This window comes from Paraburkholderia sp. EG286A (assembly GCF_040965375.1).
Lineage (GTDB): Bacteria > Pseudomonadota > Gammaproteobacteria > Burkholderiales > Burkholderiaceae > Paraburkholderia.
In genome coordinates this window covers 1,196,066-1,221,709 of record NZ_JBFRCB010000001.1, presented here as the reverse complement: position 1 = coordinate 1,221,709, position 25,644 = coordinate 1,196,066, and the positions used below count along the sequence as shown (strand labels likewise).

The 25,644-nt window shown below is 66.2% G+C and carries 24 protein-coding genes; 3 read left to right on the top strand and 21 right to left on the bottom strand.

The window, feature by feature from the left end:
• Positions 1-11: 11 nt before the first annotated feature.
• The 3 genes from mtnK to AB4Y35_RS05465 form a co-directional block, all read right to left on the bottom strand.
• Entirely contained in the window at positions 12-1,271 is a 1,260-nt protein-coding gene (gene mtnK, locus AB4Y35_RS05475) for an S-methyl-5-thioribose kinase (protein ID WP_368703630.1), read from the bottom strand.
• A gap of 36 nt (positions 1,272-1,307) precedes the next feature.
• Complete coding sequence (locus AB4Y35_RS05470) at positions 1,308-2,063, bottom strand: GntR family transcriptional regulator (RefSeq protein WP_368703629.1); 756 nt, start codon at positions 2,061-2,063, stop codon at positions 1,308-1,310.
• Positions 2,064-2,136: 73 nt separating this feature from the next.
• Entirely contained in the window at positions 2,137-2,817 is a 681-nt protein-coding gene (locus AB4Y35_RS05465) for a MarC family protein (protein ID WP_368686924.1), read from the bottom strand.
• A 207-nt stretch (positions 2,818-3,024) separates the two neighbouring features.
• On the opposite strand from AB4Y35_RS05465, the gene AB4Y35_RS05460 reads away from it, so the two are divergent.
• Positions 3,025-4,104 carry a serine hydrolase gene (locus AB4Y35_RS05460; protein ID WP_368703628.1) on the top strand — a complete coding sequence of 360 codons (1,080 nt, stop codon included), beginning with the start codon at positions 3,025-3,027 and terminating at the stop codon, positions 4,102-4,104.
• 20 nt (positions 4,105-4,124) lie between these two features.
• Here the strand turns inward: AB4Y35_RS05460 and AB4Y35_RS05455 are convergent, their stop codons facing one another.
• The 15 genes from AB4Y35_RS05455 to AB4Y35_RS05385 all read right to left on the bottom strand — a co-directional run bounded on the left by AB4Y35_RS05455 (position 4,125) and on the right by AB4Y35_RS05385 (position 20,696).
• Positions 4,125-4,742: a histidine phosphatase family protein gene (locus AB4Y35_RS05455; protein WP_368693016.1), complete on the bottom strand. Its 618-nt coding sequence runs from the start codon at positions 4,740-4,742 to the stop codon at positions 4,125-4,127.
• A 183-nt stretch (positions 4,743-4,925) separates the two neighbouring features.
• The gene (locus AB4Y35_RS05450) at positions 4,926-6,041 is read right to left on the bottom strand and encodes a porin (RefSeq protein WP_368703859.1); all 1,116 of its coding nucleotides are present in this window, start codon (positions 6,039-6,041) and stop codon (positions 4,926-4,928) included.
• A gap of 118 nt (positions 6,042-6,159) precedes the next feature.
• Entirely contained in the window at positions 6,160-7,443 is a 1,284-nt protein-coding gene (locus AB4Y35_RS05445; protein ID WP_368703627.1) for an MFS transporter, read from the bottom strand.
• A 91-nt stretch (positions 7,444-7,534) separates the two neighbouring features.
• Positions 7,535-9,190 (bottom strand): GMC family oxidoreductase, encoded by a 1,656-nt coding sequence (locus AB4Y35_RS05440; RefSeq protein WP_368703626.1) that lies wholly within the window; start codon positions 9,188-9,190, stop codon positions 7,535-7,537.
• On the bottom strand, positions 9,187-10,617 hold the full coding sequence (locus AB4Y35_RS05435; RefSeq protein WP_368703625.1) for an aldehyde dehydrogenase family protein: 1,431 nt from the start codon (positions 10,615-10,617) through the stop codon (positions 9,187-9,189). The genes AB4Y35_RS05440 and AB4Y35_RS05435 overlap by 4 nt, the downstream gene beginning before the upstream one ends.
• A gap of 48 nt (positions 10,618-10,665) precedes the next feature.
• Positions 10,666-11,562 (bottom strand): TauD/TfdA dioxygenase family protein, encoded by an 897-nt coding sequence (locus tag AB4Y35_RS05430; RefSeq protein ID WP_368703624.1) that lies wholly within the window; start codon positions 11,560-11,562, stop codon positions 10,666-10,668.
• A 179-nt stretch (positions 11,563-11,741) separates the two neighbouring features.
• Entirely contained in the window at positions 11,742-12,530 is a 789-nt protein-coding gene (locus tag AB4Y35_RS05425) for an enoyl-CoA hydratase/isomerase family protein (RefSeq protein WP_368703623.1), read from the bottom strand.
• 63 nt (positions 12,531-12,593) lie between these two features.
• The gene (locus AB4Y35_RS05420; RefSeq protein WP_368703622.1) at positions 12,594-13,727 is read right to left on the bottom strand and encodes an acyl-CoA dehydrogenase family protein; all 1,134 of its coding nucleotides are present in this window, start codon (positions 13,725-13,727) and stop codon (positions 12,594-12,596) included.
• 9 nt (positions 13,728-13,736) lie between these two features.
• A complete protein-coding gene (locus AB4Y35_RS05415; RefSeq protein ID WP_368703621.1) occupies positions 13,737-14,933 on the bottom strand; it encodes an acyl-CoA dehydrogenase family protein in 1,197 nt (398 codons plus the stop codon).
• A 22-nt stretch (positions 14,934-14,955) separates the two neighbouring features.
• Positions 14,956-16,104, bottom strand: a complete 1,149-nt coding sequence (locus AB4Y35_RS05410; RefSeq protein ID WP_368703620.1) for an acyl-CoA dehydrogenase family protein — start codon at positions 16,102-16,104, stop codon at positions 14,956-14,958.
• A 28-nt stretch (positions 16,105-16,132) separates the two neighbouring features.
• Entirely contained in the window at positions 16,133-16,963 is an 831-nt protein-coding gene (locus AB4Y35_RS05405) for an SDR family NAD(P)-dependent oxidoreductase (RefSeq protein ID WP_368703619.1), read from the bottom strand.
• A gap of 32 nt (positions 16,964-16,995) precedes the next feature.
• A complete protein-coding gene (locus tag AB4Y35_RS05400; protein ID WP_368703618.1) occupies positions 16,996-17,412 on the bottom strand; it encodes a MaoC family dehydratase in 417 nt (138 codons plus the stop codon).
• Between the two features lie 19 nt (positions 17,413-17,431).
• Positions 17,432-17,878 (bottom strand): MaoC family dehydratase N-terminal domain-containing protein, encoded by a 447-nt coding sequence (locus AB4Y35_RS05395; protein ID WP_368686938.1) that lies wholly within the window; start codon positions 17,876-17,878, stop codon positions 17,432-17,434.
• Between the two features lie 14 nt (positions 17,879-17,892).
• Positions 17,893-19,077: a lipid-transfer protein gene (locus AB4Y35_RS05390; RefSeq protein ID WP_368703617.1), complete on the bottom strand. Its 1,185-nt coding sequence runs from the start codon at positions 19,075-19,077 to the stop codon at positions 17,893-17,895.
• 62 nt (positions 19,078-19,139) lie between these two features.
• On the bottom strand, positions 19,140-20,696 hold the full coding sequence (locus AB4Y35_RS05385; RefSeq protein WP_368703616.1) for a long-chain-fatty-acid--CoA ligase: 1,557 nt from the start codon (positions 20,694-20,696) through the stop codon (positions 19,140-19,142).
• Between the two features lie 352 nt (positions 20,697-21,048).
• Here AB4Y35_RS05385 and AB4Y35_RS05380 point away from each other — a divergent pair, with 352 nt between their 5' ends.
• Together AB4Y35_RS05380 and AB4Y35_RS05375 are read left to right on the top strand one after the other, a co-directional pair.
• Positions 21,049-23,793 carry a LuxR C-terminal-related transcriptional regulator gene (locus tag AB4Y35_RS05380; RefSeq protein WP_368703615.1) on the top strand — a complete coding sequence of 915 codons (2,745 nt, stop codon included), beginning with the start codon at positions 21,049-21,051 and terminating at the stop codon, positions 23,791-23,793.
• Positions 23,794-23,809: 16 nt separating this feature from the next.
• The gene (locus tag AB4Y35_RS05375) at positions 23,810-24,280 is read left to right on the top strand and encodes a PaaI family thioesterase (RefSeq protein ID WP_368703614.1); all 471 of its coding nucleotides are present in this window, start codon (positions 23,810-23,812) and stop codon (positions 24,278-24,280) included.
• 80 nt (positions 24,281-24,360) lie between these two features.
• Here AB4Y35_RS05375 and AB4Y35_RS05370 read toward each other — a convergent pair whose 3' ends face one another.
• The 3 genes from AB4Y35_RS05370 to cyoC form a co-directional block, all read right to left on the bottom strand.
• Positions 24,361-24,558, bottom strand: coding sequence for a CsbD family protein (locus AB4Y35_RS05370; RefSeq protein ID WP_368703613.1), 198 nt, complete (start codon positions 24,556-24,558; stop codon positions 24,361-24,363).
• A 107-nt stretch (positions 24,559-24,665) separates the two neighbouring features.
• On the bottom strand, positions 24,666-25,040 hold the full coding sequence (gene cyoD, locus AB4Y35_RS05365) for a cytochrome o ubiquinol oxidase subunit IV (protein ID WP_368684218.1): 375 nt from the start codon (positions 25,038-25,040) through the stop codon (positions 24,666-24,668).
• Entirely contained in the window at positions 25,037-25,642 is a 606-nt protein-coding gene (gene cyoC, locus AB4Y35_RS05360) for a cytochrome o ubiquinol oxidase subunit III (protein ID WP_368703612.1), read from the bottom strand. Before cyoC ends, cyoD begins: the two co-directional genes overlap by 4 nt.
• Between the last annotated feature and the right edge of the window lie 2 nt (positions 25,643-25,644).

The following is a 25,644-nucleotide window of genomic DNA, read 5'->3' as shown; positions in this document are numbered from 1 at the left end:
CCTGTATTCGTTTAAACCAATTCGGTGAGCACCTGTGCGGCCAGCGCCGTGACCGCCTCGATCGACGGCAGCTCGCGGCGCCGTACCAGCAGCGCTTCGGCGAGCTTCAGGCAGCGCACTTCGACGCGCGCGCGCACCGCGTCGTCCTTGATGCTCGTAATTTCCGCCACCTTCGCCATGCCGACGATGCGGCGGATCATCTTGCAGCCCGCAAAACCGAGCGTATCGGCGAAGAGGCGATTGATGAAATCGTCGCGGAAGGCCTGAGCCGCACGCGTGCCCGCCGGGCCGCCGATATACGCGTGGCCGGTCTCGCGCTCGTGCAGCCGCCAGATCTGCCCGAACTTCTGCGCGAAGGCGTTCCACACGGCCTCCACCTGCTCGAGCAGCCAGCCCTGGTAGGCTGCCGGGTCGCGTCCCGCCTCGCGGTCGTGCCAGTCGCGCGCGTAATACGCGAGCAGCAGGTTCGCAATGAACGCGCCCGTGTCGAAGCCCATCGGCCCATAGAACGCGAACTCGGGGTCGATCACATACGTCTCGTGCTCGTTCGCCATGATCGAGCCCGTATGCAGGTCGCCGTGCACGAGCGTTTCCGCATGATTCATGAAGGCCCACTTCATCTCGCCTGCCGCGAGCCTCAGCGGCTCGTGCGTGCGCAGCCGTTCGATCGCAGCCGCGGGCAGCGCGGGGCTGTAGACATTCGAGGGATGATCTTCGAACGGAAACGTGAAGACGAGTTCCTCGGTAATCTTGCACAATTCGGTGTTGATGTCGCCGCCGACGGCCGCTTTCTTGGCATCCGGCGCAAGATAGAGATCGGAGCCGTGAAAGAGCGTGCGGGCCAGAAACGTGGAGATGTGATCGGCGAGCCGCGGATACACGATGCCGTCGATCAGCCCCCCGCGCAGCACACGATGCGAATCGAGCCGCTGCATCACCATCAGGAACTTCTCGCTATCCGCGTGGAAGACGCTCGGCACGTGTTCCGGGCACAGCGCGCCGAAGCGGCGCAACGCCGCCACTTCGCGCTCCATGCGCTCGCGCGGCAAGGGCCATGCTTCACCGACCAGCCGCAGGTACGGCGGCGCCTGTTTCACCACGACGCTCAGGCGCGGGTCGCGCGTGCTGCTCACGAAGTAGACGTAGTTCAGATTGCCGTCGCCCACTTCGACGACCTGCAATTCCCTGTCGTCGCCAAGCCTTGCGCAAACGGCCGGAACGCCCAGCAGATAGTCGGTCAATTCGGCAGAACTGAAAGCTTCGAAGTGCATACGTTCTTCCTGTCCGGAAATGGGCCGCCGGCCCGCCTAACGTCGCTTGCGTACGAGATCGAACTTGAAAATGCTGGCGTTGTAATAGTCGTTGCTGTAGCAGACCGCGCGGCCGGTCTCGTCGAAATCCACTTCGTCGATCAGCAGGAACATACCGATGTTCTCCTGCAGTTCCGGCAAATCCCGCGGGGTGAGAACGGTCGGCTGGATCGAACTATGGGTGTGGGAGAGCCGCACGCCCGCGCGCTCCAGCGTGCCGAACAGCGACTCGCCCAGCTCCTGCCCTTCGAGCAGCGCCTTGGGCACGATGTCGATGCAGTAAGCGGCGATCGCATCGTCGGCACGCCGCACGCGTTCGAAGCGCACGCACGGATCGCCTTCGGCGACGCCGAGCTTTTGCGCGAGGCTGCCGGAAGCCGCGATCGTCCTCACCTGCAGACGGCTCGTGGAAGGCACCGCACCGACACTGCGTATCATGTCCGTCACAGACATCAGATCATCCAGACCGCCTTGCAGCTTGAGCGTGATTTGTCTGACGAAGGTCCCCTTGCCGTGCACGCGCGTGAGAAGACCGTGGGAAATCATCTGCGCGACCGCCTCGCGCAAGCTCGAGCGGCCCACGCCCAACAGCTCGCAAAGCTCAGGCTCCGGGGGGATTTGATCGCCCGGCTTGAGCGAGCGCTCGCGGATCATTTCCAGCAGCGAATCCTGGATTCGCTCGCACATCGACTGATCGACGCTCAGGCGCATGGCTTCCGCAAGATTGCGTGGGTTGGCTACATTGGGCTCCAATCTACATCAGACGTCTGATGTTATGGGCTCGTGGTTTTCCCTTTCATGCGGCGCAACATGGCGAGGGCGGCGGTTATTTGACGCTCACCGAAAGCGGCACCGACTCGAGCAGATCCTCGATCCCGAGCCACAAGATCTGCAGGCCGATGCACAGCAGCACGAAGGCGAGCAGGCGCATGAGCACTTCGGTCCCGACGGGTCCGAGCCGCTTGCCGACATGGCCCGCGAAACGCACACAGAGATAGATGCAGCCGCACAGAACGATCAAGGCGAGCAGCACGCCGACGACATTGACGAGTTGCACGTGACCGCGCGGCCGGCCCGTGCCCAGCGCAATCGCGACCGCGATCGAACCCGGTCCAACGGTAACCGGCAACGTGAGCGGATAAAACGCCATGGCGCGCAGCGTCGCCTGGCGCGCCGAATCCGGCGGCGCCTGCGATTGTGCCGCCTCCGCGCCATCGGGCGATTTGTGCAGCAGATTCCAGCCGGCGAACGCGATGACCAGCCCGCCCGCCACCCGCAACACGGGTATCGATATGCCGAAGAACGAGAGCACATAGGCGCCCATCAGCAGCGCCCCGAGCAGAATGAACAGGCTGTTGATGGCGATGATCCGCGCGAGAAATGCGCGTTCGCTGGCCGTCGCATGCGGCAGCATGCTCAGTACGATGAACCCCGCCGCGGGCGGATTGATAACGGGAAAGAGTCCTGCGAAGACGAGCAGGAAGGTGTCGGAGAGTTGATTGAGCATCCCTGTTCCCCCTTGGCATCACGGAGTATACGGACCCGCTCGCCGCCCGTTCAATACGACGATGGTCCCACTGGGTGACGATTATGGAACCGGAATGGAACTTCATCGGCCGATGCGGCTCGAACAATGCCGCCAGAATCTCGACGCGCGCCGCGCAGACCCAACGTACAAGCCCATCTGTCGATGCCTTTCGCTTCCCGACTTCGATTGCTACCCAGCCTGCTCGCCCTGATCGTCGCGGGCCTCGCGGCCGGCGCGGCTCCGGTCTGCGCCCATGCAGCCGCTCATCACACCGCGGCGGAAAGAACCGTTCACGCCACGCCCAAAAAGAAAAAGAAAGTCGCGCACAAGACCAAGCCCGCGCACCGTTCGATGCCCGCTGATGCGCCCTCCACCAAGCTCTCCGGGACGAAGCGCCGCACCAAACGCGCGAAGCCCAGACACGGACCGCCGCCGGCGCCGCATCACGCCGCGCACGCGAGCGCCAAAAGCGCGCACGCCCCTCGCCTGCTCGCCCGCTGCGGCTTTACGCCGGCCTCGCGCAAGCAGCTCTTTTCGCATGCGATCTACGTCGTCGACGAAAACACCCACACGCCGCTCTACGCGCGCCATGCCGACACGGTGGCGCCCATCGCATCGGTGTCGAAGCTCATGACGGCCATCGTCTGGCTCGATAGCGCGCATGCGCCGCTGCAACAGCGGCTTTCGGTCACGACCGCCGATCTCGACACGCTCAAGTTCACGCATTCGCGCCTCGGCGTGGGAGCCTCTCTCACCCGCGCGAACATGCTGCACGTTGCGCTGATGTCCTCGGAAAACCGTGCGGCTTCGGCGCTCAGCCGCGACTATCCGGGCGGGCAGGCTGCGTTCATCGCGGCAATGAATGCGAAAGCGCAGCGTCTCGGCATGAAGCACACGCATTTCGTCAACGCGACTGGGCTGTCGCCGCGGAACGTCTCAACCGCGCGCGAGCTGGCGAGCCTCGTGCGCGCAGCCAACGGCTACCCGCTGATTCGCCGCTATTCGATCGACCATCAGGAACGCGTGCCCACTGGCCGCGGGCAGTTGCAGTATGTGAACAGCAATCGGCTGGTGCGCTACGGCCAGGTGCGCGCGAGCGTGCAGAAAACCGGCTTCATCAACGAGTCCGGCCACAATATGGTGATGCGCGTGATGGTGCACGGCCGGCGACCCGTGATCGTCACGATGCTAGGGAGCGCCACGCCCGAGGGTTCGCGCCTCGACGGCGTGCGTATCGCGCACTGGCTGTCTTGCTCCTTGCGCTGAGCGAGTGCGTCTGGGCGTATTCACATCAACGCCCTGCGCTCGCCGAGCGCATTCCAGCGACGGATGGCGCGGCTTTCGTGGTCGAAGCCGAGAATGCTGACCGAAGCCGTGTCGAGATACAGATGCTCGCCGAGCGCCGCCGAACCGGAAGCCCAGCAGCCCCCCAACGCGCGCAGGAAATGCGCGTGCGAAAAGAGCGCCACGCGGCCCCGCATCGCCAGCAGCCCCTCGATCACCGCGGCCGCGCGCGTCTGAACCCGCGCGAGATCCTCGCCATGCGCGATGGGCGAATGCCACACGCTCCAGTCGGGTTCGGTCTTGCGGATCTCCGCTGTCTTGAGGCCTTCGTAAATCCCGTAGTCCCACTCGTGCAGGTCGGCCGAAATCGTCATCTCGTCGCCGAGGCCCGCGAGCTGGCACGTCTCGATGGCGCGCGCCATCGGGCTGCATAGCACCGCGTCGAAGTGCTGTGCGGCGAGCGACGGCGCCAGCGAGCGCGCCTGCTCGCGCCCGTGACCGGTGAGCGCGATATCGGTGCGGCCGGTGTGCTGCCCGGAGAGGCTCCATTCCGTTTCACCATGACGGATCAACCAGACTTCGCGCAGTCCGGAGGACACACTGGCAGGATTGGCAGACATCGGGAACTCCACGTTCGTGCCCCGCGCAGGACACGCGGGATGTCCGCAGCATACCTGTTTTGGGGGCATCTGGCCGTGCCGCTACCGTGTTGTTCCACATGGCAAAATGAAGGCATATCGAAAGCGACGAGGCTGATATGCCGCGCCGCTTCGTCATTCATTTGCAGTCCGTAGTAACCGGCTTCAGAAAAGATGCGAGATACCGAGCACCGCAAGCGTTTGCGACGACTGCGGGGCCGTGACCGAAATGCCGGGCCAGCTCATCATCGCCTGGCCGTGGTTCTTCAGATACCCCGCGCGCGCGTAAAGGCTCGTGCGCTTCGAGATCTGCCGATCGTAGCCAAGCTCGATGCCGAGCGTTTCGTCGTTGACGCCGTGAATGTTGCGCTGAATGCCGGCGATCTGGATCGCGTCGAACGAGGTGGCCTGAATCGTCGCGCCAACCTCCGTCACGTTGTACGCATGCGCGGAGCCGAGCGCGGCCGCGAGCGAATGCGCGGGCGGTGTCTTCGGCCTCGCATAGGAATAATTCGCCTGCAGGTTGACAATGCCGATACGGTAAGCAAGCGCCGCCGTGTAATGCTCCGTGCCCACGAGCGTGAGCGCGGACGGCAGACCCGGCACGGTTTCCGTGCCCGCATGTTCGTTCATGTAGGCCAGGCCGACGAAGAGGCCATAGCCGGTATAGGTCGCGGAAACGTCGAGAATATTGCCCGTCGTCGCCGGCACCGGCTGCGTGACGGTCGCAGCGAAACCATACATGGCGTTGAGCTGGAACCCGGCCAATTTCGGCGAGACATACAGGATCGAGTTGCTCGTGCGGCCCGCGGCGTACTGCGTGGAGAGCGTATTGCGATCGGTCGCGAGCACGGCGGCCGAAAGCGGCGAAAGCACCTCGTTGGCGCGAAACGGATCGCTCGGGTAGACGGCCCGGAAGCTCGGCTGGTACTGCCTGCCGAACGTGAGCGCGCCGTAGTCGCCGTGTGCCACGCCGACCCAAGCCTGGCGATAGAACAACGCGGTCGTGTCCGCAAAACCCGCGCCGTTGTTGATGTTGTAGCCGTTTTCGAGCACGAAATTGGCCTTGAACCCGTTGCCCAGGTCTTCGGAACCCTTCAGGCCGAACATCGAGCCCGTCGAACCGCCGCTGCGCTGGGAAACCGACGCGGTGCCGCCGTTGTTCAGGTACTGGAAGAACGTGTCGGCCACACCGTAGAGCGTCACACTCGTCTGGGCGCAAGCGGCGCTCGCGACCATTGCGAACGTCGCGCCCATCACACCCTGGCTAATCAGCTTCAAACGCATGCATGTCTCCTCTTCTGTTGTCGGTATCCGCTCGTTGGCGGAATGGATCGCACTGCGAATTACCAAAGAACCCGGCCCAATAAAGCTTCCGGTTGAATCGGGTACGCGAACCTCAGCGCGCCCCGCGGCCCTCCTTTGCGGGCTGCAGCCAGAGAAAGCCCGCCACGCCCGCTACGGCGAGCAGCGCGCCCATTGCGCCGAAACCCGCTTCGTAGCCGCGTGGGCCCGCCGTCGAAGTGACGAGATGTCCCATGAGCGCCGGCGCGAACAAGCCGGCCGTCGTCGCGAGCGCATGAACGGTCGAGAGCATGGCTGCGCGGTTCGCGCCCGGCACGACTTCGGCCACGAGTTGCGGCCCGAACGTGAACGCCTGCGTGGCGAATGCGCAGGCCAGGCCCACCAGCGCCACCTTCGCGAGCGGCGGCCACGATGCAAACGAGACGCACAGCAAGATCCCGCCGACCGTGCAGCACGCGCTCACGAGCACGCCTCGCGCGATGCGCGTCGAGACGCTGCGCCTGAGCAGCGCGTGCGAGAGCGTGGCCAGCGCGAACCCCACCGGCACCTGCAAAAGCACCTGCAGACCGAACAGCCACCCTGCACGCGCGGGGGGCATGCCCAGCCCGAGGCGGAAATACACGGGCATCCACGTGATGCCGCAGGCGACGACCGCATAGCCCGCGAACGACTGGAACAGGACGGTCAGCACCGTGGCGCTGCCGAAGTGCGAGCGCAACACACGCCAGCCGGGCGTGACGGCGCGCGGGGCGGCCGCTGCCCGAACGCGCATGCGTGGCGCCCCCGCAAACCGCACCGCGAGCCATAGCGCGACCCACGCCACGCCGGCTACGCCGAGTGCGAGGAATGTGGCGCGCCAGTGCCAGCGTTGCTCGACGTACGTCAACGCGGGCCCGGCCAGCACGAGCCCCGCCGTCGCGCCGAGCTGCACGATCAGCGTGGGCAGGCTGCGTCGCCGGTCGTCGAAGGCCTCATAGGTCACGTGCATCGCGAGCGGCAATGCGGGACCTTCGCCCGCACCCAGCACGATGCGGCACAGCACGAGCGTCGCGAAGCTGGCTGGCCAGATCATCGGCAATTGCGCGGCCACCCAGACGAGCGCAAGCCCGGCGAGCAGCCACGTGGGATCGAGGCGGTCCGCGATCCAGCCCACGCCGATGGCCGACACGGCGAACAGCACGAAAAATGCGCTGCCGACGATGCCAAGCTGCGCCGGGCTCAATCCCATGTCCCGCATCATCGGCACCGCGACCAGGCCGACTACGGCTTTATCGGCGAAATTGAGCGCCATGAACAGAAACAGCGCGGCGACCGTGGCCCAGCCGTTACGCGCACGCACAGCGTGTGTCGCGGCCACGGGTTGTTCGATCTGAAGCATGAGTCTTGACCTCGGGGTTCTAACACGGCGCGTATCGATTCGTTATCCGAATCAACTAGAAAGCAACAGAAAGGGTAACGACAGGCGCCGTCTACATGCCGGTGCGCATCAGGTCCGCCGCCTTTTCCGCGATCATGATTGCAGCGGCATTGGTATTTCCGCCCACAAGTGTCGGCATGATCGACGCGTCCACGACGCGCAGTCCCGTCACCCCGCGCACGCGCAACTGCGGATCGACGACCGATTGCGTGTCGGCGCCCATGCGGCAGGTGCCCACCGGGTGGTACACCGTGTCGGCGTTGCGGCGCACGAACGCGCGGATCGCCTCGTCGCCCTCCGTCTCCCGCGCGATGTCGTCCGTGAACAATTCGCGGCCGCCATGGCGCGCGAGCGCGTCCTGCGCGAAGATCCGGCGCACCAGCTTCACGCCCGCGACCATGCCTGCCATGTCGCGTTCGTCGGCGAGAAAACGCGGATCGATCGACGGGGTATCGTGCATGTGAGGCGAGCGCAACGTCACCGAGCCGCGGCTGTGCGGCCGCAGCACGCAGGCGTGGCACGAATAGCCGTGCCCGCGCGGCGGCTTGCCTTCGCCGCGGTTGCCGAGCATCGCGGGCACGAAATGCAGTTGCAGGTCAGGTGCCGCGAGACCCGGCGCACTCCGCACGAATGCGCCCGCCTCGGCGAGGTTCGACGTGACCATGCCCGTGCGCTTGCGCCGGTAGCGGTGAATCTCGCGGGCGAGCCGCATCAGGCCGGGCACGGAGCGCCCGAACAGCTCGGTCGATGCGACCTGCTTGTTCACGATGACGTCCAGATGGTCCTGCAGATTCTGGCCCACCTGCGGCGCGTCATACACGACCTCGATGCCGAATTCGCGCAGATGCGCCGCCGGTCCGACGCCCGAAGCCATGAGCAGTTGCGGGGAATGAAACGCTCCGGCGCTCACCACGATCTCGCGGCGCACTCGCACGGTTTGCACAACGCCGTCACGCCATATCTCGACCGCCGCGGCGCGTCCCCCTTCGAACACGATGCGCTGCGCCCGCGCCCCGGTCAGCACCGTGAGCCATTCGCGGCCGCCGTTGTGCGCCGTGTCGCCGCGATACCCCCCGTGCAGCCAGGCGCGTGCCGTGTTCCAGCGTTCGCCGTCGCGTTGCGTGACCTGATAGAGGCCGACGCCCTCCTGGTCCACGCCATTGAAGTCGGGGTTCGGCTTCAGGCCCGCCTGCAATGCCGCTGCGATAAAGTGCTGCGAGAACGGATTGGGCGAGCGCAATTCGCTCACATGCAACGGGCCACGCGCACCGTGAAAGCGATCGTCGTCACGACCGGCGCAACGCTCGTTCGACTCGCTGCGGCGGAAATACGGCAGCACGTCTTCGTAGCTCCAGCCGGTACAGCCCGCGTTCGCCCACGCGTCGAAGTCCACGCGATGCCCGCGAATGTAGACCATGCCGTTGATCGACGAACTGCCGCCGAGACCCCGCCCTCGCGGCTGATACGAGCGGCGGCCGAGCAGGCCGGCTTGCGGCTCGGTATGAAACGCGTAGTTGCGTGGCCCTTCGCGCGGCACCGTCACCGCGATACCGAGCGGCGCCCACACCGTGTAGTGGTGATCGCTCGGTCCCGCTTCGATGAGCGCGACGCTCGCGCCCGCGCTTTCGGCAAGGCGCGCGGCAATTGCGCAACCCGCCGACCCCGCGCCGATCACGACGTAGTCGAATTCCTGTGCGGGTCGGTTCATGCCGCGCAGCCCGTGATCTGCTTGTAATCGAGGAACTCGGCGAGACCATACGCGCCGTGCTCCCGCCCATTGCCGGACGCCTTCATGCCGCCGAACGGCGCCGCGAGATCCATCTTCGCGCCGTTGATCTGCACGCTGCCCGCGCGAAGCCGTGTCGCCACGCGCCGAACGCGCGCCGCGTCGCCGGACCACACGTAGGCGGCGAGGCCATACGGCGTGTCGTTCGCGATCGTTACGGCCTCTTCCTCCGTATCGAACGGAAGGATCGCGAGCACCGGACCGAAGATCTCTTCACGCGCGATCGTCATGTCGTTGCGCACGTCGGCGAACACAGTGGGCCGCGCGAAGAAACCGCGTGACAGGTGAGCGGGCCTGCCCTCGCCGCCCGCCACGAGACGCGCCCCCTCTTCGATGCCGATCGCGATCAACCGCTGGACTTTCTCGTACTGGGCACGATTGGAAATCGGGCCGAGGATCGTGTCCGCCGCGGCCGGATCGCCGACCTTCAGCGCGTTGACCGCCGCGCAGGCGACTTCGATGGCCGCATCGTACTGGCTGCGTTGTACGAGCAGGCGCGTGGGCGCGATACAGGTTTGCCCCGAATTCAGCATGCAGGCCAGCACGCTCGCCTTCACCGCGGTCGGCAGATCGGCGTCTTCGAAGATGAGGCTGGGCGACTTGCCGCCCAGTTCCTGCGCCACGCGCTTGACCGTGCCCGCCGCGCTCGAGGCGACCTGCGCGCCCGCTCGCGTCGAGCCCGTGATCGACACCATGTCGATGTCGGGATGGCCGGACAGTGCCGCGCCCACAGTCGCTCCGTCGCCGTAGACCAGGTTGAATACGCCGGGCGGCACGCCCGCCTCGTCCAGTATCTCTGCGAACAGACGCGCGTCGAGCGGCGCGATCTCCGAAGGCTTGAGCACGACCGTGCAGCCCGCCGCAAGCGCCGGCGCGACCTTCGCCGCGATCTGGTTGAGCGGCCAGTTCCACGGCGTGATGAGCGCGACCACGCCCACGGCTTCGCGCACGATCTCGGTCGTGCCGCGCCGCTCGCTGAACGCGAATGACTCCAGTGCGGCGCGCACGCTCTGCAGCTGCGCGAGGCCCACGCGCGCCTGCAGTTCGTGGCTCAACTTGATCGGCGCGCCGATTTCCGTGCTCACTGCACGCGCAAGTTCGTCATAGCGCGCGGTATAGCGCTCGATGATGCGCGTGAGCACCGCCACGCGGCTCGCGACACTGGTGCCCGACCACGCGGGCCACGCGGCGCGGGCCGCGGCCACGGCGCGCTCGACATCGGCGGGCGTGCCGAGGAGCACCGTTCCCGTCACCGCCTCCGTGACAGGGCAAACCATCTCGTGAATACGCGCGCCGGGCGCGGGCGCGACCCACTGGCCGCCTATGTAGTACTGATCGATCTTGTGCACGGCTAACGGTTCCTGTCGATTGAGATGCGCAGTGAAATGCGCGAGGCGTCAGAACGGCTTGTCGCCGATGATCGTTGCGCGCATCATGCGCCGCACGGCCGGGAAATAGTCCTGGATCGCGTAGTGCTGGGTCGAGCGGTTGTCCCAGAACGCGATGGTGTTGGGCGCCCACCGCAGCCGAACCTGGTACTCGGGAATGGCGGCCTGGCGAAACAGATACTGGAGCAACTCGAGTTCGCCGTAGCGGAAATCGAAGCCCACGCGAAACGTGCCCGTGCTCAGAAAGTTGGCGAGATGGGTCGTGAAGCCTTCGTTCACGTACAGGATCTTTTCGCCGCTTTCCGGATGCGTGCGGACCACGGGATGAATCACGGCGGGGAATTTCACGCGATTTGCCCCGCGTTCTTCGGCCGACATGCGCGAGCCGAATGACGGCATGATGTCATGCACGGCTTCGAGGCCGGCGAGTTGTGCTTTCACGGCCTGCGGCAGCTCCGCATAGGCCTTCTCCATGTTCACCCAGATCGTGTCGCCGCCGCTGCGCGGGCATTCCACGCAACGCAGCATCGACGCCATCGAGGGAATCTCGCGCCAGGACACGTCCGAGTGATAGATGTTCTCGCGCGCCTTCGAAGCCTGCGTGCCGCCCAGCAGGACGAGTTCGGGATGGTCGGCGTGATGCGGAAACACGGGATGCACTTCGAGCTGGCCAAACCGGCGTGCAAGCGCCACGTGCTGCGCGGGCGTGATGTCCTGGTCGCGGAAGAACAGCACCTTGTGCTGCACGAGCGCGGCGCGCAGCGCGGCGACGGTGGTGTCGTCCAGCGTTTCGCGCAGGTCGATGCCGTTCACTTCCGCACCGATGGCGGGCGAAACAGGGTCGAGCGTAAAGTGCGCGTGCGCAGGGGGCGGGTTCGCCTCGGGCGTGGCGATCGCGTTCGTCATGTCTTGTCTCCTTGATTCGGCGCCGGCTGGGTCGGCTGTTCCGATGGGTGTTAACTTAAGGCGGACACAAACAGCTGTCGTGGTCCTAAAGCAGGAAGCGGCGGGAAGCGTTGAAGTGTTCCGCGCTGCTTCGAACGGAGCAAGGGTTTGCCCCGCGGCTCCTCCCTTCGATCGTGCGCTCAGGCTTCGCGATCGTTGCGCGGCCAGCGGAACAACGGGGCTTGCTTGCGCGCAAAGCGCGCCGCGGCCTCGCGCAGATACGGCGAGGTCAACGCAATGGCCTGGGCGCCCGCCTCCGCGTCGAGGAGTGCGCCGAAGTCGCGTTCGAACGTCTGCGCGAGCAAACGCTTGGTCATCGCGAACGCGTCCGGCGATTGCGCGCTCATGGCGAGCGCCAGTTCGTGCGCTCTCGCGCCCAGCGCATCGGCGGGCACCACCTCCAGCACGATGCCCAACGCCTGCGCCTCGAGCGCAGGCAACTCGCGGGCCGAATAGACGAGTTCGCGCGTGCGTTGCGCGCCGATGATGCGCGGCAGCGTATGCAGCGCACCCAGATCCGGCACGAGACCCATGCGCGCGAACGCGAGGCAAAAGCGCGCGCGCTCGCTCGCGACGATGAAATCGGCCATCAACGCAATGCTGAAGCCGGCGCCGTACGCCACGCCATCCACCGCTGCGATCACCGGCTTGTCAAAGGTCGCCAGCGCCGCGCACGGCCGCTGGCTCTCGATCATGCGGCGGCGCACGGCGGCCGTATCGGCGGGCCCTTGCATCGCGCTGACGTCGCCGCCCGAGCAAAACTCGCTGCCTGCGCCGGTCAGAATCAACGCGCGCACCGTGGCGTCGCGGCGCAATGCTTCGATGGCATCCGCGAATGCGGCGAGCGCCGCAGCGCTCAGGGCGTTCTTGCGCTCCGGGTTGTCGAGCGTCAGCGTGGCGATGCCGTTTTCAATGGTAGTCCTGATCATTTTCGGAAAAATCGAACGTCCGTAAAAGAACCGCCCCGCATGATGCGGGGCGGTGCGTGGGGCTCAGTCTTCCATCGCCTCGACGTAGCTTGCGAGATGATGGTCGGTGTCGCCGAGGAGCGGATCGAACATCGTCAGCCGCTTGAAATAGTCGCCCACTTCCAGCTCGTCGGTCATGCCCATGCCGCCGTGGAGTTGCACCGCCTGCTGGCCAACGAAGCGTCCCGCCTCGGCGACGGTCACTTTCACCGCGGCGAGCATGCGGCGGCGCTTGCGCGCTTCGGGTTCGTCCAGCGCTTGCGCGGCGACGTAGGCCATGGAAAACGCCAGCTCCTTGTGCACGAGCATGTCCGCCATGCGATGCTGTAGCGCCTGGAACGCGGCGAGCGGCTGGCCGAACTGGCGGCGCGTACGCAAATACTCGCCGGTGATCTCGATCAGGCGCTCCATCGCGCCGGCCGCTTCCGCGCAGAGCGCCGCGATCCCGTAGTCCACGCCGTGCCCGAGCGCGGCCACGCCTGCGCCGGGCGCGCCGATCAGGGCTTCCGCGCCCACCGCGACCGCCTCGAACGATACGTCGGCGGCGCGCTGGCCGTCCATGGTCGGATAGCCGACCACGTTCACGCCCCGGCTCTCGCGCGGGACGAGGAAGAGCGCGATGTCGCCCGTGGCAGCATCACCCACGCGCGCGCTGACGATGAACGCATCCGCAGCTTCGCCGTGCCAGACCAGCGCTTTCGCGCCATCGAGCACGTAGCCGTGCCCAACGGGCGTCGCGCGTGTGACGACCGCATCCAGCCGGTAGCGCGACGCGGTTTCCGCGAACGCCGGCACGACGACCTGCTGCCCCGTGGCGATCGCGCCCAGCCAGTGGTCCTGCTGCGCGGCGCTGGCGTATGCCGCGAGTATCGCGGTCGCCATCACGCTGCACGGGACGACCGGTTCGAGCACCAGCGCCCGGCCCAGTTCGCGCTGCACCACGAGCCGGCTCGCCGCGCCTTCGCCGAACCCGCCGTATTCGGCGGGCGCCGTGAGGCCGAGCACGCCCATTTCCGCAAGCCGTGTCCAGATGGCGCGATCGAAGCTCGCGCCCTCGCGCGCGCGCCGGCGCCGTTGCGCGAACGTGTATTCGCTTTCGACGAAACGGCGCAGGCTATCCGCGAGCATTTGCTGCTCTTCGTTATACGTGAAGTCCATGTGCGTGTCCTAAAAGCCGATGATCATCTTCGCGATGATGTTCTTCTGCACCTCGGTCGCGCCCCCGTAAATCGAGGTCTTGCGCATGTCGAAATAGGTGGACGCAGCGGGCGCCGCCCATTGCGGCCCGCTCACGGGGGCATGGGCGCCGGGTTCGAGCCATTGCGGCGCGTAGGGCCAGCCGTGCGGCCCGGCCACTTCCTGCTGAAGCATGGCGATGTCCTGCTGCAGTTCCGAGCCGCGAATCTTCACGATCGATGCCTCGGGGCCGGGACCGCGCCCGCCATCTGCCGTCGCCACGCGCAGCAGCAGCATTTCCAGCGCCATGAGGTTCATTTCGAGGCGGGCGATCTTGTCGCGCATGCGCGCGTCGTCGAGCATGCGGCCGCCTTTGCCGTCCGCGGCCTGTGCCGCGTAATGCTTCAGCTGCCGCAACTCGCGATAGCAATGGCCGATGCCCGCAATCGCCGTGCGCTCGTGCCCGAGCAGATACTTCGCGTAGGTCCAGCCGCGGTTCTCCTCGCCCACGAGATTTTCCACGGACACTTCCACGTCCTCGAACCATGTCTCGTTCACGTCGTGGCCGCCGTCGAGCGTGACGATCGGCCGGACCGTGACGCCCGGCGATTTCATGTCGATCAGCAGCATCGAAATGCCTTCCTGCGGCTTCGCTTCGGAATCCGTTCTCACGAGGCAGAAGATCCAGTCCGCGAAATGCGCCATCGTGGTCCACGTTTTCTGGCCGTTCACGATGTACTTGTCGCCCTTGCGCACGGCGCGCGTTTTCAGCGAGGCGAGGTCGGAACCCGAACCGGGTTCGGAATAACCCTGGCACCAGAAGTCGTCGACGTTCGGAATGCGCGGCAGAAAGCGCGCCTGCATCTGCGGGCTCGCGTACTTCATGAGCACCGGGCCGATCATCGTGAGGCCGAACGGCAACAGTCGCGGCGCGCCCGCGCCGAGCGTCTCGATCTCGAAGATCAGGCGCTGCAGCGCGTTCCAGCCCGTGCCGCCGCATGACTTGGGCCAGGTGGGCGCACCCCAGCCATGCGTATTGAGGATGCGGTGCCAGCGCACGTAGTCGTCCTTCTCCACCCGCTGGTGCGCGAGCACTTTCTCGCGGATATCGGCAGGCAGGTTCTCCCGCACGAACGCCCGCACTTCTTCGCGGAACGCCTGTTCCGCTTCGGAATAACGCAAATCCATCTGGTGCTCCCAAGTAGCGACGTTACAGCGTGCGGGCGATCAGTTCCTTCATGATCTCGTTGGAGCCGCCGAAGATCTTGCTCACGCGCGCATTCACGTAGAGCCGCGCGATCGGATACTCCATCATGTAGCCGTAGCCGCCGTGCAGTTGCAGGCATTCGTCGATGATTTCGCAGCTGCGTTGCGTGCACCACCATTTCGCCATCGCGGCCGTTTCGGCGTCGAGTTCGCCGCGCAGCACCTTCGCCATGCAGTCGTCGATGAAGGTACGCGCAATGGTCGCGTGGGTCTTGCACTCGGCGAGCTTGAAACGCGTGTTCTGCATGTCCAGCAGGCTCATGCCGAACACCTTGCGCTCGCGCACGTAGGCCGTGGTCACATCGAGCGCCTTTTCCATCGCGCTCAGCGCGCCGAGCGCGATGATCATGCGTTCCTGAGGCAACTGCTGCATCAGCTGATAGAAGCCTTTGCCCTCTTCCGTGCCAAGCAGATTGGCACACGGCACGCGCACATCGTCGAAGAACAGCTCGGCGGTGTCCTGGCCCTTCTGGCCCATCTTTTCGAGTACGCGTCCGCGCCGGAAGCCCGGCAGATCGTCGGTCTCCACGACGACGATCGACACGCCTTTCGCGCCCTGCGCCGGGTCCGTCTTGACGACCACGCAGATCAGGTCGGCGAGCAGGCCGTTCGAAATAAAGGTCTTCGAACCGTTGATGACAAAGTGATCGCCGTCACGCACGGCACGCGTTTTGATGCTCTTGAGGTCCGATCCCGCGCCCGGCTCGGACATCGCGATCGCCGCCACGCGCTCGCCGCTCGCCATTTTCGGCAGCCACCTGCGCTTTTGCTCCTCGGTGCCGTAGCGCAGGATGTAGTGCGCGACGATGCCGCTATGCACGTTCGTGCCGAGGCTCGACACCATCGCGCGCGACTGCTCGAGCGCGATGATGGCCTCATGCGCGAAGGTGCCGCCACCGCCGCCGTATTCCTCGGGAATGCTCGCGCAGAGCATGCCGAACTCGCCAGCCTTGCGCCACACCTCGCGGTCCACGTGCTGCTGCTTCCACCAGCGCTCCTCGTGTGGCATGAGTTCGCGCTCGATGAACTTGCGGATCGAGTCCTGGAACAGCACGAGATCGTCCGTGATCCACGGACTGCGGTATTCAGCCATGTTCGACTCCTTCCTCGCGAGCCACGTTTTACGGACGGCCGCCGCCGACCACCAGCACCTGCCCCGTCACGTAGTTCGATTCGGGAATGCACATGAGATACACCGCGCCCGCCGCTTCTTCCGGCGTGCCGCCGCGGCCGATGGGAATCATCGCCTCGATGTTCTTCATGAGTTGCGCGTTGACGCCCACCTTGATGGCCTGGCCCGCGATGTCGATGGTCGAGCTGTTGCCCTCGCCCGCCACCGCCTCGGTGAGACGCGTCTTGATGAGGCCGAACGCCACGCTGTTCACGTTGACCTTGTAGCGGCCCCACTCTTTCGCGAGCGCCTTCGTGAGGCCGTTGATCGCGGCTTTCGCGGCCGAATAGTTCGCCTGGCCCGCGTTGCCCATCACGCCCGAAACGGAAGAGATGTTCACGACCTTGCGGAACACTTCCTGGCCCGCATCGGCTTCGGCCTTCGCGCTCTCGCGGAAGTAGTCGGCGGCGGCGCGCAGGATGCGGAACGGCGCGCTCACGTGCACGTCAATGATGGCGTTCCACTGCTCGTCGCTCATCTTTTGGATCACGTTGTCCCACGTGTAGCCCGCGTTGTTGACGATGATGTCGAGACGCCCGAATTCCTTGAGCGCCGTGCCGACGAAGCGCGTGCCGAAGTCCGCGTCCGTCACGCTGCCCGTGCACGCCACGGCCTTGCCGCCCGCCGCGACGATCTCGGCCACCACGCTCTGCGCGGGTTCGGCGTCCAGATCGTTCACCACGACTGCCGCGCCTTCGCCCGCGAGCTTCAGTGCGATTTCCCGGCCGATGCCGCGGCCCGAACCCGATACGATGGCGACCTTGCCAACCAGCTTGCTCATCTTCTGTCTACTCCGTGTGTGTGATGGATCGTTCAGGCGTCGAGCGCGACGAGCGCCTCGCCTGAGAGCTTGATTTCGCCTTGTGCGTCGCGCGTGGTGAGCGCGACTTTGACGGTGCGTGCGGCCTCGTCACGCTCGGTGACGACGCCGCTGCAGGTGATGGCGTCGCCCACGTGCGTAATCGCCGCGAAGCGCACCGAGAACTCGCGGATGGCCTGCTGCGGCACCCAGTTCGTGAGCAGGCGCCCCAGATACGCCATGGACAGCATGCCGTGCGCGAACACGTCGGGCATGCCGGCGCGGCGCGCGAAGTCCAGATCGACGTGAATCGGGTTGTGGTCGCCGGAAGCGCCCGCGTAAAGCGCGAGCGCGAGGCGCGTGAGCGGCGGCGCGGCGAACGGCGGCAACGCGCTGCCTACGGCGAGGTCGTTCAAACGAATCGATTGCATGTTGGCTCCTGCTTTTCTATCAGCCGTTGCGCACGACGATCACGCTGCGCAGGTCTGCAACGGGCGCGTCGTCCTGTGCGTTCGTCACACGCGTTTCGCGCACGACGAATTCCAGTGCGCCGCCCTTCTTGCCGTAGATGTCCGCGATGCGCGTTTCGAATGCGAGGCGTTCGCCCGCAAACGCCATGCGGTGATAGCGGAAGCGCTGCTCGCCGTGCAACACGCGGCCGATGTCGATATTCAGGCGCTCGACGGTCGCGCGCGGATTGGGCGATTCCATTTCGAGGCAGAACAGGAACGTGGGCGGCACGGGCAGCGCGGGATAGCCGGCTTCCCTCGCAGCCTCGTCGTCGACGTAACGGCGGTCCGTCTGGCCGGTCGCCTTCGCGAAGAAGCGCAGGCGGCCCGCCTCGACGAGCGCCGTGTGGCGCGAGATCAGTGCGCCGATATGGCTTTTGTCGATCATCGTCGGGCTTCGCGTTACTGGCGCTCGTAGAGCGTGACCACGCACGCGCCGCCGAGTCCGAGGTTGTGCTGGAGGCCGAAGCGCGCACCGGCGACCTGGCGGTCCTGCGCCTGTCCGCGCAGTTGCCACACGAGTTCGGTGCATTGCGCGAGACCCGTTGCGCCCAGCGGATGGCCCTTCGAAAGCAGGCCGCCCGAGGGGTTCGTGACGACACGGCCGCCATAGGTGTTGTCGCCATCGAGAATGAACTTCTCGGCCGTGCCCTCGGGGGTGAGGCCGAGCCCTTCGTAGGTGATCAATTCGTTCGCCGTGAAGCAGTCGTGCAGTTCGACAACCTGAATGTCTTCGGGACCGACGCCCGCCTTTTCATACACCTGTTGCGCGGCGGCGCGCGTCATGTCGTAGCCCACCACCTTGCGCATGTCGCCTTCGTCGAACGTGCTGTTGCGGTCCGTCGTCATCGCCTGGGCCTTGATGACCACGCGCGTGTCGAGTCCGTGCTTCTTCGCGAACGCTTCCGAGCACACGATCGCCGCCGCCGCGCCGCAGGTGGGCGGGCAGCACTGCAAGCGCGTGAGCGGTTCGAAGACGGCGGGCGAAGCCATCACCTCTTCGAGCGTCACGGTGTTGCGAAACACGGCGAAGGGGTTGCGCGCGGCGTGCTGGCGCGCCTTCACGGAAATACGCCCGAACGTTTCCGGCTTGATGTCGTATTCCTTCATGTAGGCGCGGCCACCGCCGCCGAAGAATTGCGCGGCGCGCGGCGCGGTTTCGTCGAAGCCCTGCACCTCGAGCATGGTCTTGACGAAGCGCTCCATCGGCGTGGGGCGGTCGGTGTACGCGCCCTTGAGCGCGCCGGGCACCATCTGCTCGAAGCCGAGCGCGATGGCGCATTCCACGGCCCCGCTTTCCACGGCCTGGCGCGCGAGGAAGAGCGCGGTGGAACCTGTTGCGCAGTTGTTGTTGACATTCACGACTGGAATGCCGGTGAGGCCCACGCCATAGATGGCGGCCTGCCCGGAGGTCGAATCGCCGAACACGTAGCCGACATAGGCCTGCTCGACGAGCGCATAGTCGATGCGCGCATCGGCGAGCGCCGCCTTCGCGGCATTGGCGCCCGTCGTGGCGTAGTCGTCGCTCGCGCCGGGCTTGGTGAACGGAATCATGCCGACGCCGGCTACCACAACCTTGTTGCTCATTTTGGATACCTGATTAAGTGAGATTGCAGGAAGTTAAGGATGACGATACCCACCGGTGCGGATCAGCCCACCTGTCGGGACTGGCTCTGCCAGTACGGCGCGCGCAGATCGCGCTTGAGAATCTTGCCGGCGGCCGACAGCGGCAGCGCCTCGCGAAACTCGATGCTCTTCGGGCACTTGTAGCCGGCGATGAACTGGCGGCAATGCTCGCGCAGCACGGCTTCGTCCACGTCGCTGCCGCTGCGCGCGACGACCACGGCGTGCACGGCTTCGCCCCAGCGCGCATCGGGAACGCCGATCACGGCGCATTGCGCAACGGCGGGATGGCGCGAGAGCACGTTCTCGACTTCGGCGGAATAGACGTTCTCGCCGCCCGTCACGATCATGTCCTTCATGCGGTCGACGATGAAGAGGTAGCCGTTTTCGTCCATATAGGCGCCGTCGCCGGTGTGCAGCCAGCCGTCGCGCAGCGTCTCGCGGGTTTCTTCGGGCTTGTTCCAGTAGCCGAGCATGACGTTGGCGCCGCGCACGGCGATTTCGCCCACGGTATTGCGCGGCACTTCCACGCCACTATCGTCGACGATCTTGACGGTCACGCCGAAGCCCGCACGCCCGGCCGAGCGGTAAAGGCCGCTAGCACGCCCTTCGGGGCCGTGATTCGCGGGCGGATTGACCGACACCACGGGCGACGCCTCCGTGAGACCGTAGGCGTGAAAGAATTCGATGCCAGGCAGCGCCGCGAGCGCGGTGTCGAGCACGCTCGCGGCGATCGGCGACGCGCCGTAATAGATGCGCCTGAGCGAAGAAAGATCGAACCGCTTGAAGTCAGGGTGCTCCAGCACGGCCTGCAACATGGTCGGCACGAGCAGGAGCTCGTCCACGCGCTCGCGCTCGATCGTTTCGAGCACCGCGCGCGGCGCGAACGTGGGCAGCACCACGTGCGTGTCGCCAGCCACGAATTGGCCCACTGCGCGCGCCATCGCGGCCGTGTGGAAAAGCGGTGCCGCATGCAGCGAAACGGTGTGCGCGTAGTCGCGGAACTCCGCCATACGCGAAATCGCCGACGACCACAGGTTCAGGTGCGACTGCATCACGCCCTTGGGCCGGCCCGTCGTGCCGCCCGTGTACATGATGGTCGCGAGATCGTTGCCGCCGCGAAATGCGTCGGCCACCGGCTGCGCTTCGGCGATCAGCGCCTCGTAAGCGAGCATGCCGGACGGTGCGTCACGCTCGCCGGTGTAGACGAGCGTCGGGCGATGCGCGGCGCTCGCCGCGATGTCCCCGGCGAGCGGCAGGAAGTGGTCGTCCACCAGCAGGATGCGCGTGTCGCAGTCGTCGAGCGAGTAGACGATCTCGGGCACGCTCCAGCGGATATTCACGGGGTTGAGCACGCCGCCGCCCCACCACACGCCGAGCATGTATTCGAGGTAGCGATCGGAATTGAGCGCGAGCATGCCCACGCGGTCGCCCGCGCCCATGCCGAGCGACTGGAGCGCGCCGGCCAGCCGCGCCACGCGTGCGCCCAGCTGCGCGAAAGTCCGCGTGCGCTCGCCGAAGCGGATCGCGATTTCCGCCGGGTGTTGCTGCAAGCAGCGATGCAGGCCTTGTGTGAGGTACATGGTGTCTCCGGGCTTCTTTGTGTCGTTCTGGCTGTGCCGGTTGATCGCCGGTTGGTCGATCGTGGCGCGGATGCCGTGAAGTCGATGTCACTTTAGGCGCATGCCGGCCTGCTGTCCTGAGCCGAAGGGAGGATTTTAGGACGGGCGAGCGAATCGTTCGAAAGGAGTACGACGCCGTCCGGCCGCTATGGAACAATAGCCTCACGGTTGCACCAGCAACGTGAAAATAGGGCGCGACCCCTCGCCCCAGCAATAACGACCCGAGTGAGACAGGTCCGCCGCCGGCTAATCCGCGCGGCCCGCGGACCCGCAGGGCGCGCCGCCGCGCGCGCCGCAGAAGGAAACAGCGCCAGTGAACATCGTCGATGCCCACGCCGCAAGCGGCCATCAGAATCCTCCCCGCGGGATCGTCGCGTCGAAGCTGACGCCGCCCGCCGACAGCCCGTCACATCTGTTGCGCCCGCAACTGATCGAGACGATTGCAGGCGCCCACACGGCGCGGCTCGTGCTGATCCGCGCATCGGCGGGCTTCGGCAAGACCACGCTCCTGCAGCAATACGCCGCGCACTGCCGCGCCCATCGCCGCGAAGTGGCGTGGCTGCGCCTCGACGCCGCCGACAACGACTTCGGGCGCTTCCTGCTGCATCTCGACGCCGCGCTGCCCGGCACACGCACGCCGCGCGCGCTCACGCTCGACCCGGACACGTTCGCGTCGAGCCTGATCGAGCGCGTCGCGGCGCACGGCAAGCCGCTCGCCATCCTGCTCGACGACTTCGAGTCGGTCCAGAGCCCCATCGTGCTCGCTTTCATGCAGGACCTGATCGCCGCCCTGCCGCCCGGCAACCCGCTCGTGGCCGCCTCGCGCGTGACGCCCGAACTCGGCATCGGGCGCATCCGCGCGCGCGGCGAGCTGCTCGACATCAATCCCGCCGCGCTGCGCTTCACGCTCGCGGAGGCGAGCGCGTTCATCCGCGAGAAATGTGCGCTGCCGCTGCGCGACGCCGATATCGCCACGCTGCATCGCTGCACCGAAGGCTGGGCCACCGCCATTTACCTGGCCACGCTCTCGCTGCGCACGCGCACCGACCATGCGGCCTTCGTGGCGTCGTTTTCGGGCACGAACCTCGAACTCGCGGAATATCTCGCCGAGGACATCCTCGCCCGGCAATCCGAAGCGTGCCGCTCGTTCCTGCTGGAGACGAGCGCGCTGCCGCAGTTCTGCGCCGCGCTCTGCGACGCCGCCACCGGACGCAACGACAGCCGCGAGATGCTGGACTATCTGGAGCGCGCCAATCTGTTTCTCGTGCCGCTCGACGGCGAGCGCAGCTGGTATCGCTATCACCGGCTGTTCGCGAGCTTCCTGCAGCATCGGCTGCGGGCGGCGCAGCCGGAACGTGAACGCGAAGTGCACAGCGCGGCCGCGCGCTGGTACCTCGACGCGCAACGCCCCGTGCCCGCCATCGACCATCTGCTCGACGCGGGCGACGAAGCCGGTGCGCTCGCCGAAATCGCGGACCACTCGCGGGCGTTGCTCGGCAGCGGCCGGCTGCGCCTGTTGATGCGCTGGCTCGACCGCATCGGCGCCGGGCGGCTCGCCATGCGGCCCGACGTCGGCCTCACCTATGCATGGGTGCTGCTCCTGAACCACCGCTATGCGGACGCCATGCGCACGACGCAGAGCATTGTCGAGGGCAGCCTCGGGCAGCCCAACCAGGACAGCGTCGCGCTCGTGGCCGAAGCGATTCGCGGCGTGCTGCTCGCGATCACCGACCAGGTCGAGGCATGCGCGCAAACGAGCGCCGCCCTGCTCGACCGCCTGCCGGACCGCGCGAACTTCTCGTTCTACAGCCTCACGAATTCGCTCGCGTTCAGCTACGTCTGCACCGATCGCTACGACGAGGCGCGCGGCGTGCTCTCGCGTGCGTTGCGGCGCACGCACGACCATCCGTATGTCGTGATGCGCACGATGTCGGAAACCATCGAAGGGATCATCGATCTGGTGCAGGGCCGGCTAGGCACGGCGCTGGCGCGGCTCGAGATTTCGGCGGCCAACGCCACGGCGAACCGCACCGTGGACTCGGGCGGCGGCCGCACCAGCGTGGACGGCGTGCGCTCGCTCGCGCTCTACGAAAAAAACGCGCTCGACGAAATGACGCATCTGCTCGCCGACGCGCTGCCGCGCGCCAAGCGCGTGGGCGTGACCGACGGGCTGATCGCCACGCATGTGCTCTCGGCGCGCGCGGCGCGCCTCGAAGGCAACGTCGAGCAGTGGTTGCGCCTGCTCGCCGAACTCGAACAGTTGGGCCGCGCAGTCGAATCGGACCGCGCCGTGAGCGCCGCATGGCTCGAACGCGCGCGCGTCGCCACGCTCGAAGGCCGCTTCGACGCCGCCGAGCAGGCGCTGCGCGCGGCCACGCTGCACGCGGACTGGGCGCGCCCCGGGGTCTCCTATCACGCGAGCGAGATCGACGAACCGGTGATCGCGCGCTGCCGACTCGATATCGCGCAGGGACGCTACGCCACGGCGTGCGCGGCGTTGAACGAAGCCCTCGCGCTGGCGATCGCGCGGCGGCGTCATTGGCGCGCGCTGAAGTTGCGCGTCTTGCTCGCACTCGCGCTCGACGGCAACGGCGAGCGCACGGCCGCCTTCGACACGCTCACGGAAGCGCTGCGCATGGCGAGCCACGAAGGCTTCGTGCGCGCGTTCCTCGACGAAGGTGAAGCATTGATGCGCCTGCTTGGCGCCTGGGCCGAGCGCGGCCCCACGCAGATCGGCTCGCTTGGCGTGGTGCCCGCGTTCGTCGCGCAGCTGCTCGACGGCGTGGCGCCCTCCCACGCGCACATGGCGGACTCGACGACAGTTGGCGCCGATCTCTCGCCCTACGCCGCGGACTCTCCCGCCGACGCGCTCACGGCGCGCGAACTGGACGTGCTAAAAATGCTTTCGGCAGGCCACCGCAACCGCGTGATTGCGGAGAAACTGTTCGTCTCCGAGCTGACGGTGAAGTCGCATCTTCGCAAGATCAACGCCAAGCTCGGCGCGGGCAATCGTACCCAGGCAGTCGCCATCGGCCGCGCGAAAGGACTGATTCCCTGATTGTGGAACCCGGACAATGAACGATCGCCTGCAAGCGAACGAGATATCGCTGGAAATTGCGAACGCAACTATCAAAAACGACGACGCCCCGCCGCCCGGCTTCGTGGCGTTGCCGTTCCGCACGGGCTATATGGGCCAGTTCGGCACGCTTTACTTCGACGAAGCCCGCGGCGTGATCGGCACGCGCGTGGGCGAGCGCCATTTGAATAATCTGGATATCGCGCACGGCGGCATGCTGGCCACGCTCGCGGACACGGCCATCGGCGCGGCCATGATACGCGCGGCGGGACGCGAACGCCCGGCGGTCACGGCGCATCTGGGCCTCGATTACCTCGGTTCCGTGCGTCCCGGCGACTGGCTGGAAGCGCACGTGGCGCTCGACAAAATGGGCACGCGCCTGCGCTTTGCCACCTGCCGCCTGATGGTCGACGAGCGCTGCGTGCTCAAGGCCAACGCGACCTTCGCGGTGCTGAACCCGCCGGCCTGAGCGCCGAACGCGCCACGTGCGGACAGCATGACGCCGCCGCCCCTTTGGAGGCGGCGGCGCGGTGGGTTAGCCATCGTTGATCAGTGATGGCGCTTCACGTCCTTCGCCATATCCTTTGCGGCCTCCTTCATGTCACCCACGTCCTTGCGTGCCTGGCCAGCTCCCTGCTGGAGGTCCCCCTTCAATTCGCGCGCCGGGTTGTCGGTTGCGCGGCCCACGGCCTCATTGACCTTGCCCTTCATCTTTTCAGCCGTGCCCTTCACCTGGTCCTTGTTCATGGTCACACTCCACGTAAAAGCGACGGTGTGTCGCGACGCTTCCTGTAGCGCATGCACTGTGCCCAAGGTGCCCGGCGCGCGTGTATTGAGGGACGCAACCTGACGCGTCAGTCGTGCGCCATGGCGCGGTCGATCGAGATCTGCGTGGGCATCATGTTGACGTTCGCGTTGTGCATGACCCACAGCGACAGCCCGACGATCACCGCGATCAAAAACGCCGTGCAGATGAAGATGCCCGTGTTGGCGCGCTGGCTGCGCGACGCCCCGATATGCAGGAAATACACGAGTTGCACGACGAGCTGCGCGATGCAGAGCACGACGATGGCCGCAAGCCCGAAGGCCGGCGAAACGACTCGAAACATCACCACGCCGAACGACGCGAGCGTCAGCACGAGCGAGAGCACCGTGCCGATCATGTAGCCCTTGAAACTGCCGTGCGACGCGTCATGCACGGCGTGGTGAGTGGCATGGGACTGGCTCACAGGAAACCTCGCAGATAAACGAACGTAAACACACAGATCCACACGAGATCGAGAAAGTGCCAAAAGAGGCTCAGGCACGCGAGGCGGCGGCGGATCGTACCGGTCAGACCGAACTTGAAGGTCTGGTGCATCATGATCGCGATCCACAACAGACCCGCCGTGACGTGCAGGCCGTGCGTACCGACCAGCGTGAAGTACGCCGAAAGGTAGGCGCTCGTGCCGGGCCCCGCTCCATCGGCGATGAGCTTGGCGAACTCGTTCACCTCCATCGCGACGAAGCCCGCGCCGAACAGGAAGGTGATGGCGAGCCACACGATCACCTGGCCGCGCCGCTGCGCGTAGAGATTCAGCATGGCCATGCCGAAGGTGACGCTGCTCGCAAGCAGCAGCAGCGTTTCGCCCAGCACGTAGGGCAGTTCGAACAGTTCCCTTGCGCCCGGACCGCCTGCTGTCGCATTCGCGAGCACGCCGAACGTGGCGAAGAGCGTCGCGAAGATGAGGCAGTCGCTCATCAGGTAGATCCAGAAGCCCAGCGTGGTCCTGGTGCTGTCGTCGTGATCGTGACCATGACCGTGGGCGTGAGTAGTAGCAGCGTGAGCCATGG

Bases quoted from the DNA above. Each gene is read 5' to 3' on its own strand.
- mtnK (WP_368703630.1), bottom strand. From the start codon at position 1,271: ATGCACTTCGAAGCTTTCAGTTCTGCCGAATTGACCGACTATCTGCTG.
- AB4Y35_RS05465 (WP_368686924.1), bottom strand. From the start codon at position 2,817: ATGCTCAATCAACTCTCCGACACCTTCCTGCTCGTCTTCGCAGGACTC.
- AB4Y35_RS05455 (WP_368693016.1), bottom strand. From the start codon at position 4,742: ATGTCTGCCAATCCTGCCAGTGTGTCCTCCGGACTGCGCGAAGTCTGG.
- AB4Y35_RS05445 (WP_368703627.1), bottom strand. From the start codon at position 7,443: ATGCTTCAGATCGAACAACCCGTGGCCGCGACACACGCTGTGCGTGCG.
- AB4Y35_RS05440 (WP_368703626.1), bottom strand. From the start codon at position 9,190: ATGAACCGACCCGCACAGGAATTCGACTACGTCGTGATCGGCGCGGGG.
- AB4Y35_RS05430 (WP_368703624.1), bottom strand. From the start codon at position 11,562: ATGACGAACGCGATCGCCACGCCCGAGGCGAACCCGCCCCCTGCGCAC.
- AB4Y35_RS05425 (WP_368703623.1), bottom strand. From the start codon at position 12,530: ATGATCAGGACTACCATTGAAAACGGCATCGCCACGCTGACGCTCGAC.
- AB4Y35_RS05420 (WP_368703622.1), bottom strand. From the start codon at position 13,727: ATGGACTTCACGTATAACGAAGAGCAGCAAATGCTCGCGGATAGCCTG.
- AB4Y35_RS05415 (WP_368703621.1), bottom strand. From the start codon at position 14,933: ATGGATTTGCGTTATTCCGAAGCGGAACAGGCGTTCCGCGAAGAAGTG.
- AB4Y35_RS05410 (WP_368703620.1), bottom strand. From the start codon at position 16,104: ATGGCTGAATACCGCAGTCCGTGGATCACGGACGATCTCGTGCTGTTC.
- AB4Y35_RS05405 (WP_368703619.1), bottom strand. From the start codon at position 16,963: ATGAGCAAGCTGGTTGGCAAGGTCGCCATCGTATCGGGTTCGGGCCGC.
- AB4Y35_RS05400 (WP_368703618.1), bottom strand. From the start codon at position 17,412: ATGCAATCGATTCGTTTGAACGACCTCGCCGTAGGCAGCGCGTTGCCG.
- AB4Y35_RS05395 (WP_368686938.1), bottom strand. From the start codon at position 17,878: ATGATCGACAAAAGCCATATCGGCGCACTGATCTCGCGCCACACGGCG.
- AB4Y35_RS05390 (WP_368703617.1), bottom strand. From the start codon at position 19,077: ATGAGCAACAAGGTTGTGGTAGCCGGCGTCGGCATGATTCCGTTCACC.
- AB4Y35_RS05385 (WP_368703616.1), bottom strand. From the start codon at position 20,696: ATGTACCTCACACAAGGCCTGCATCGCTGCTTGCAGCAACACCCGGCG.
- AB4Y35_RS05375 (WP_368703614.1), top strand. From the start codon at position 23,810: ATGAACGATCGCCTGCAAGCGAACGAGATATCGCTGGAAATTGCGAAC.
- AB4Y35_RS05370 (WP_368703613.1), bottom strand. From the start codon at position 24,558: ATGAACAAGGACCAGGTGAAGGGCACGGCTGAAAAGATGAAGGGCAAG.
- cyoC (WP_368703612.1), bottom strand. From the start codon at position 25,642: ATGGCTCACGCTGCTACTACTCACGCCCACGGTCATGGTCACGATCAC.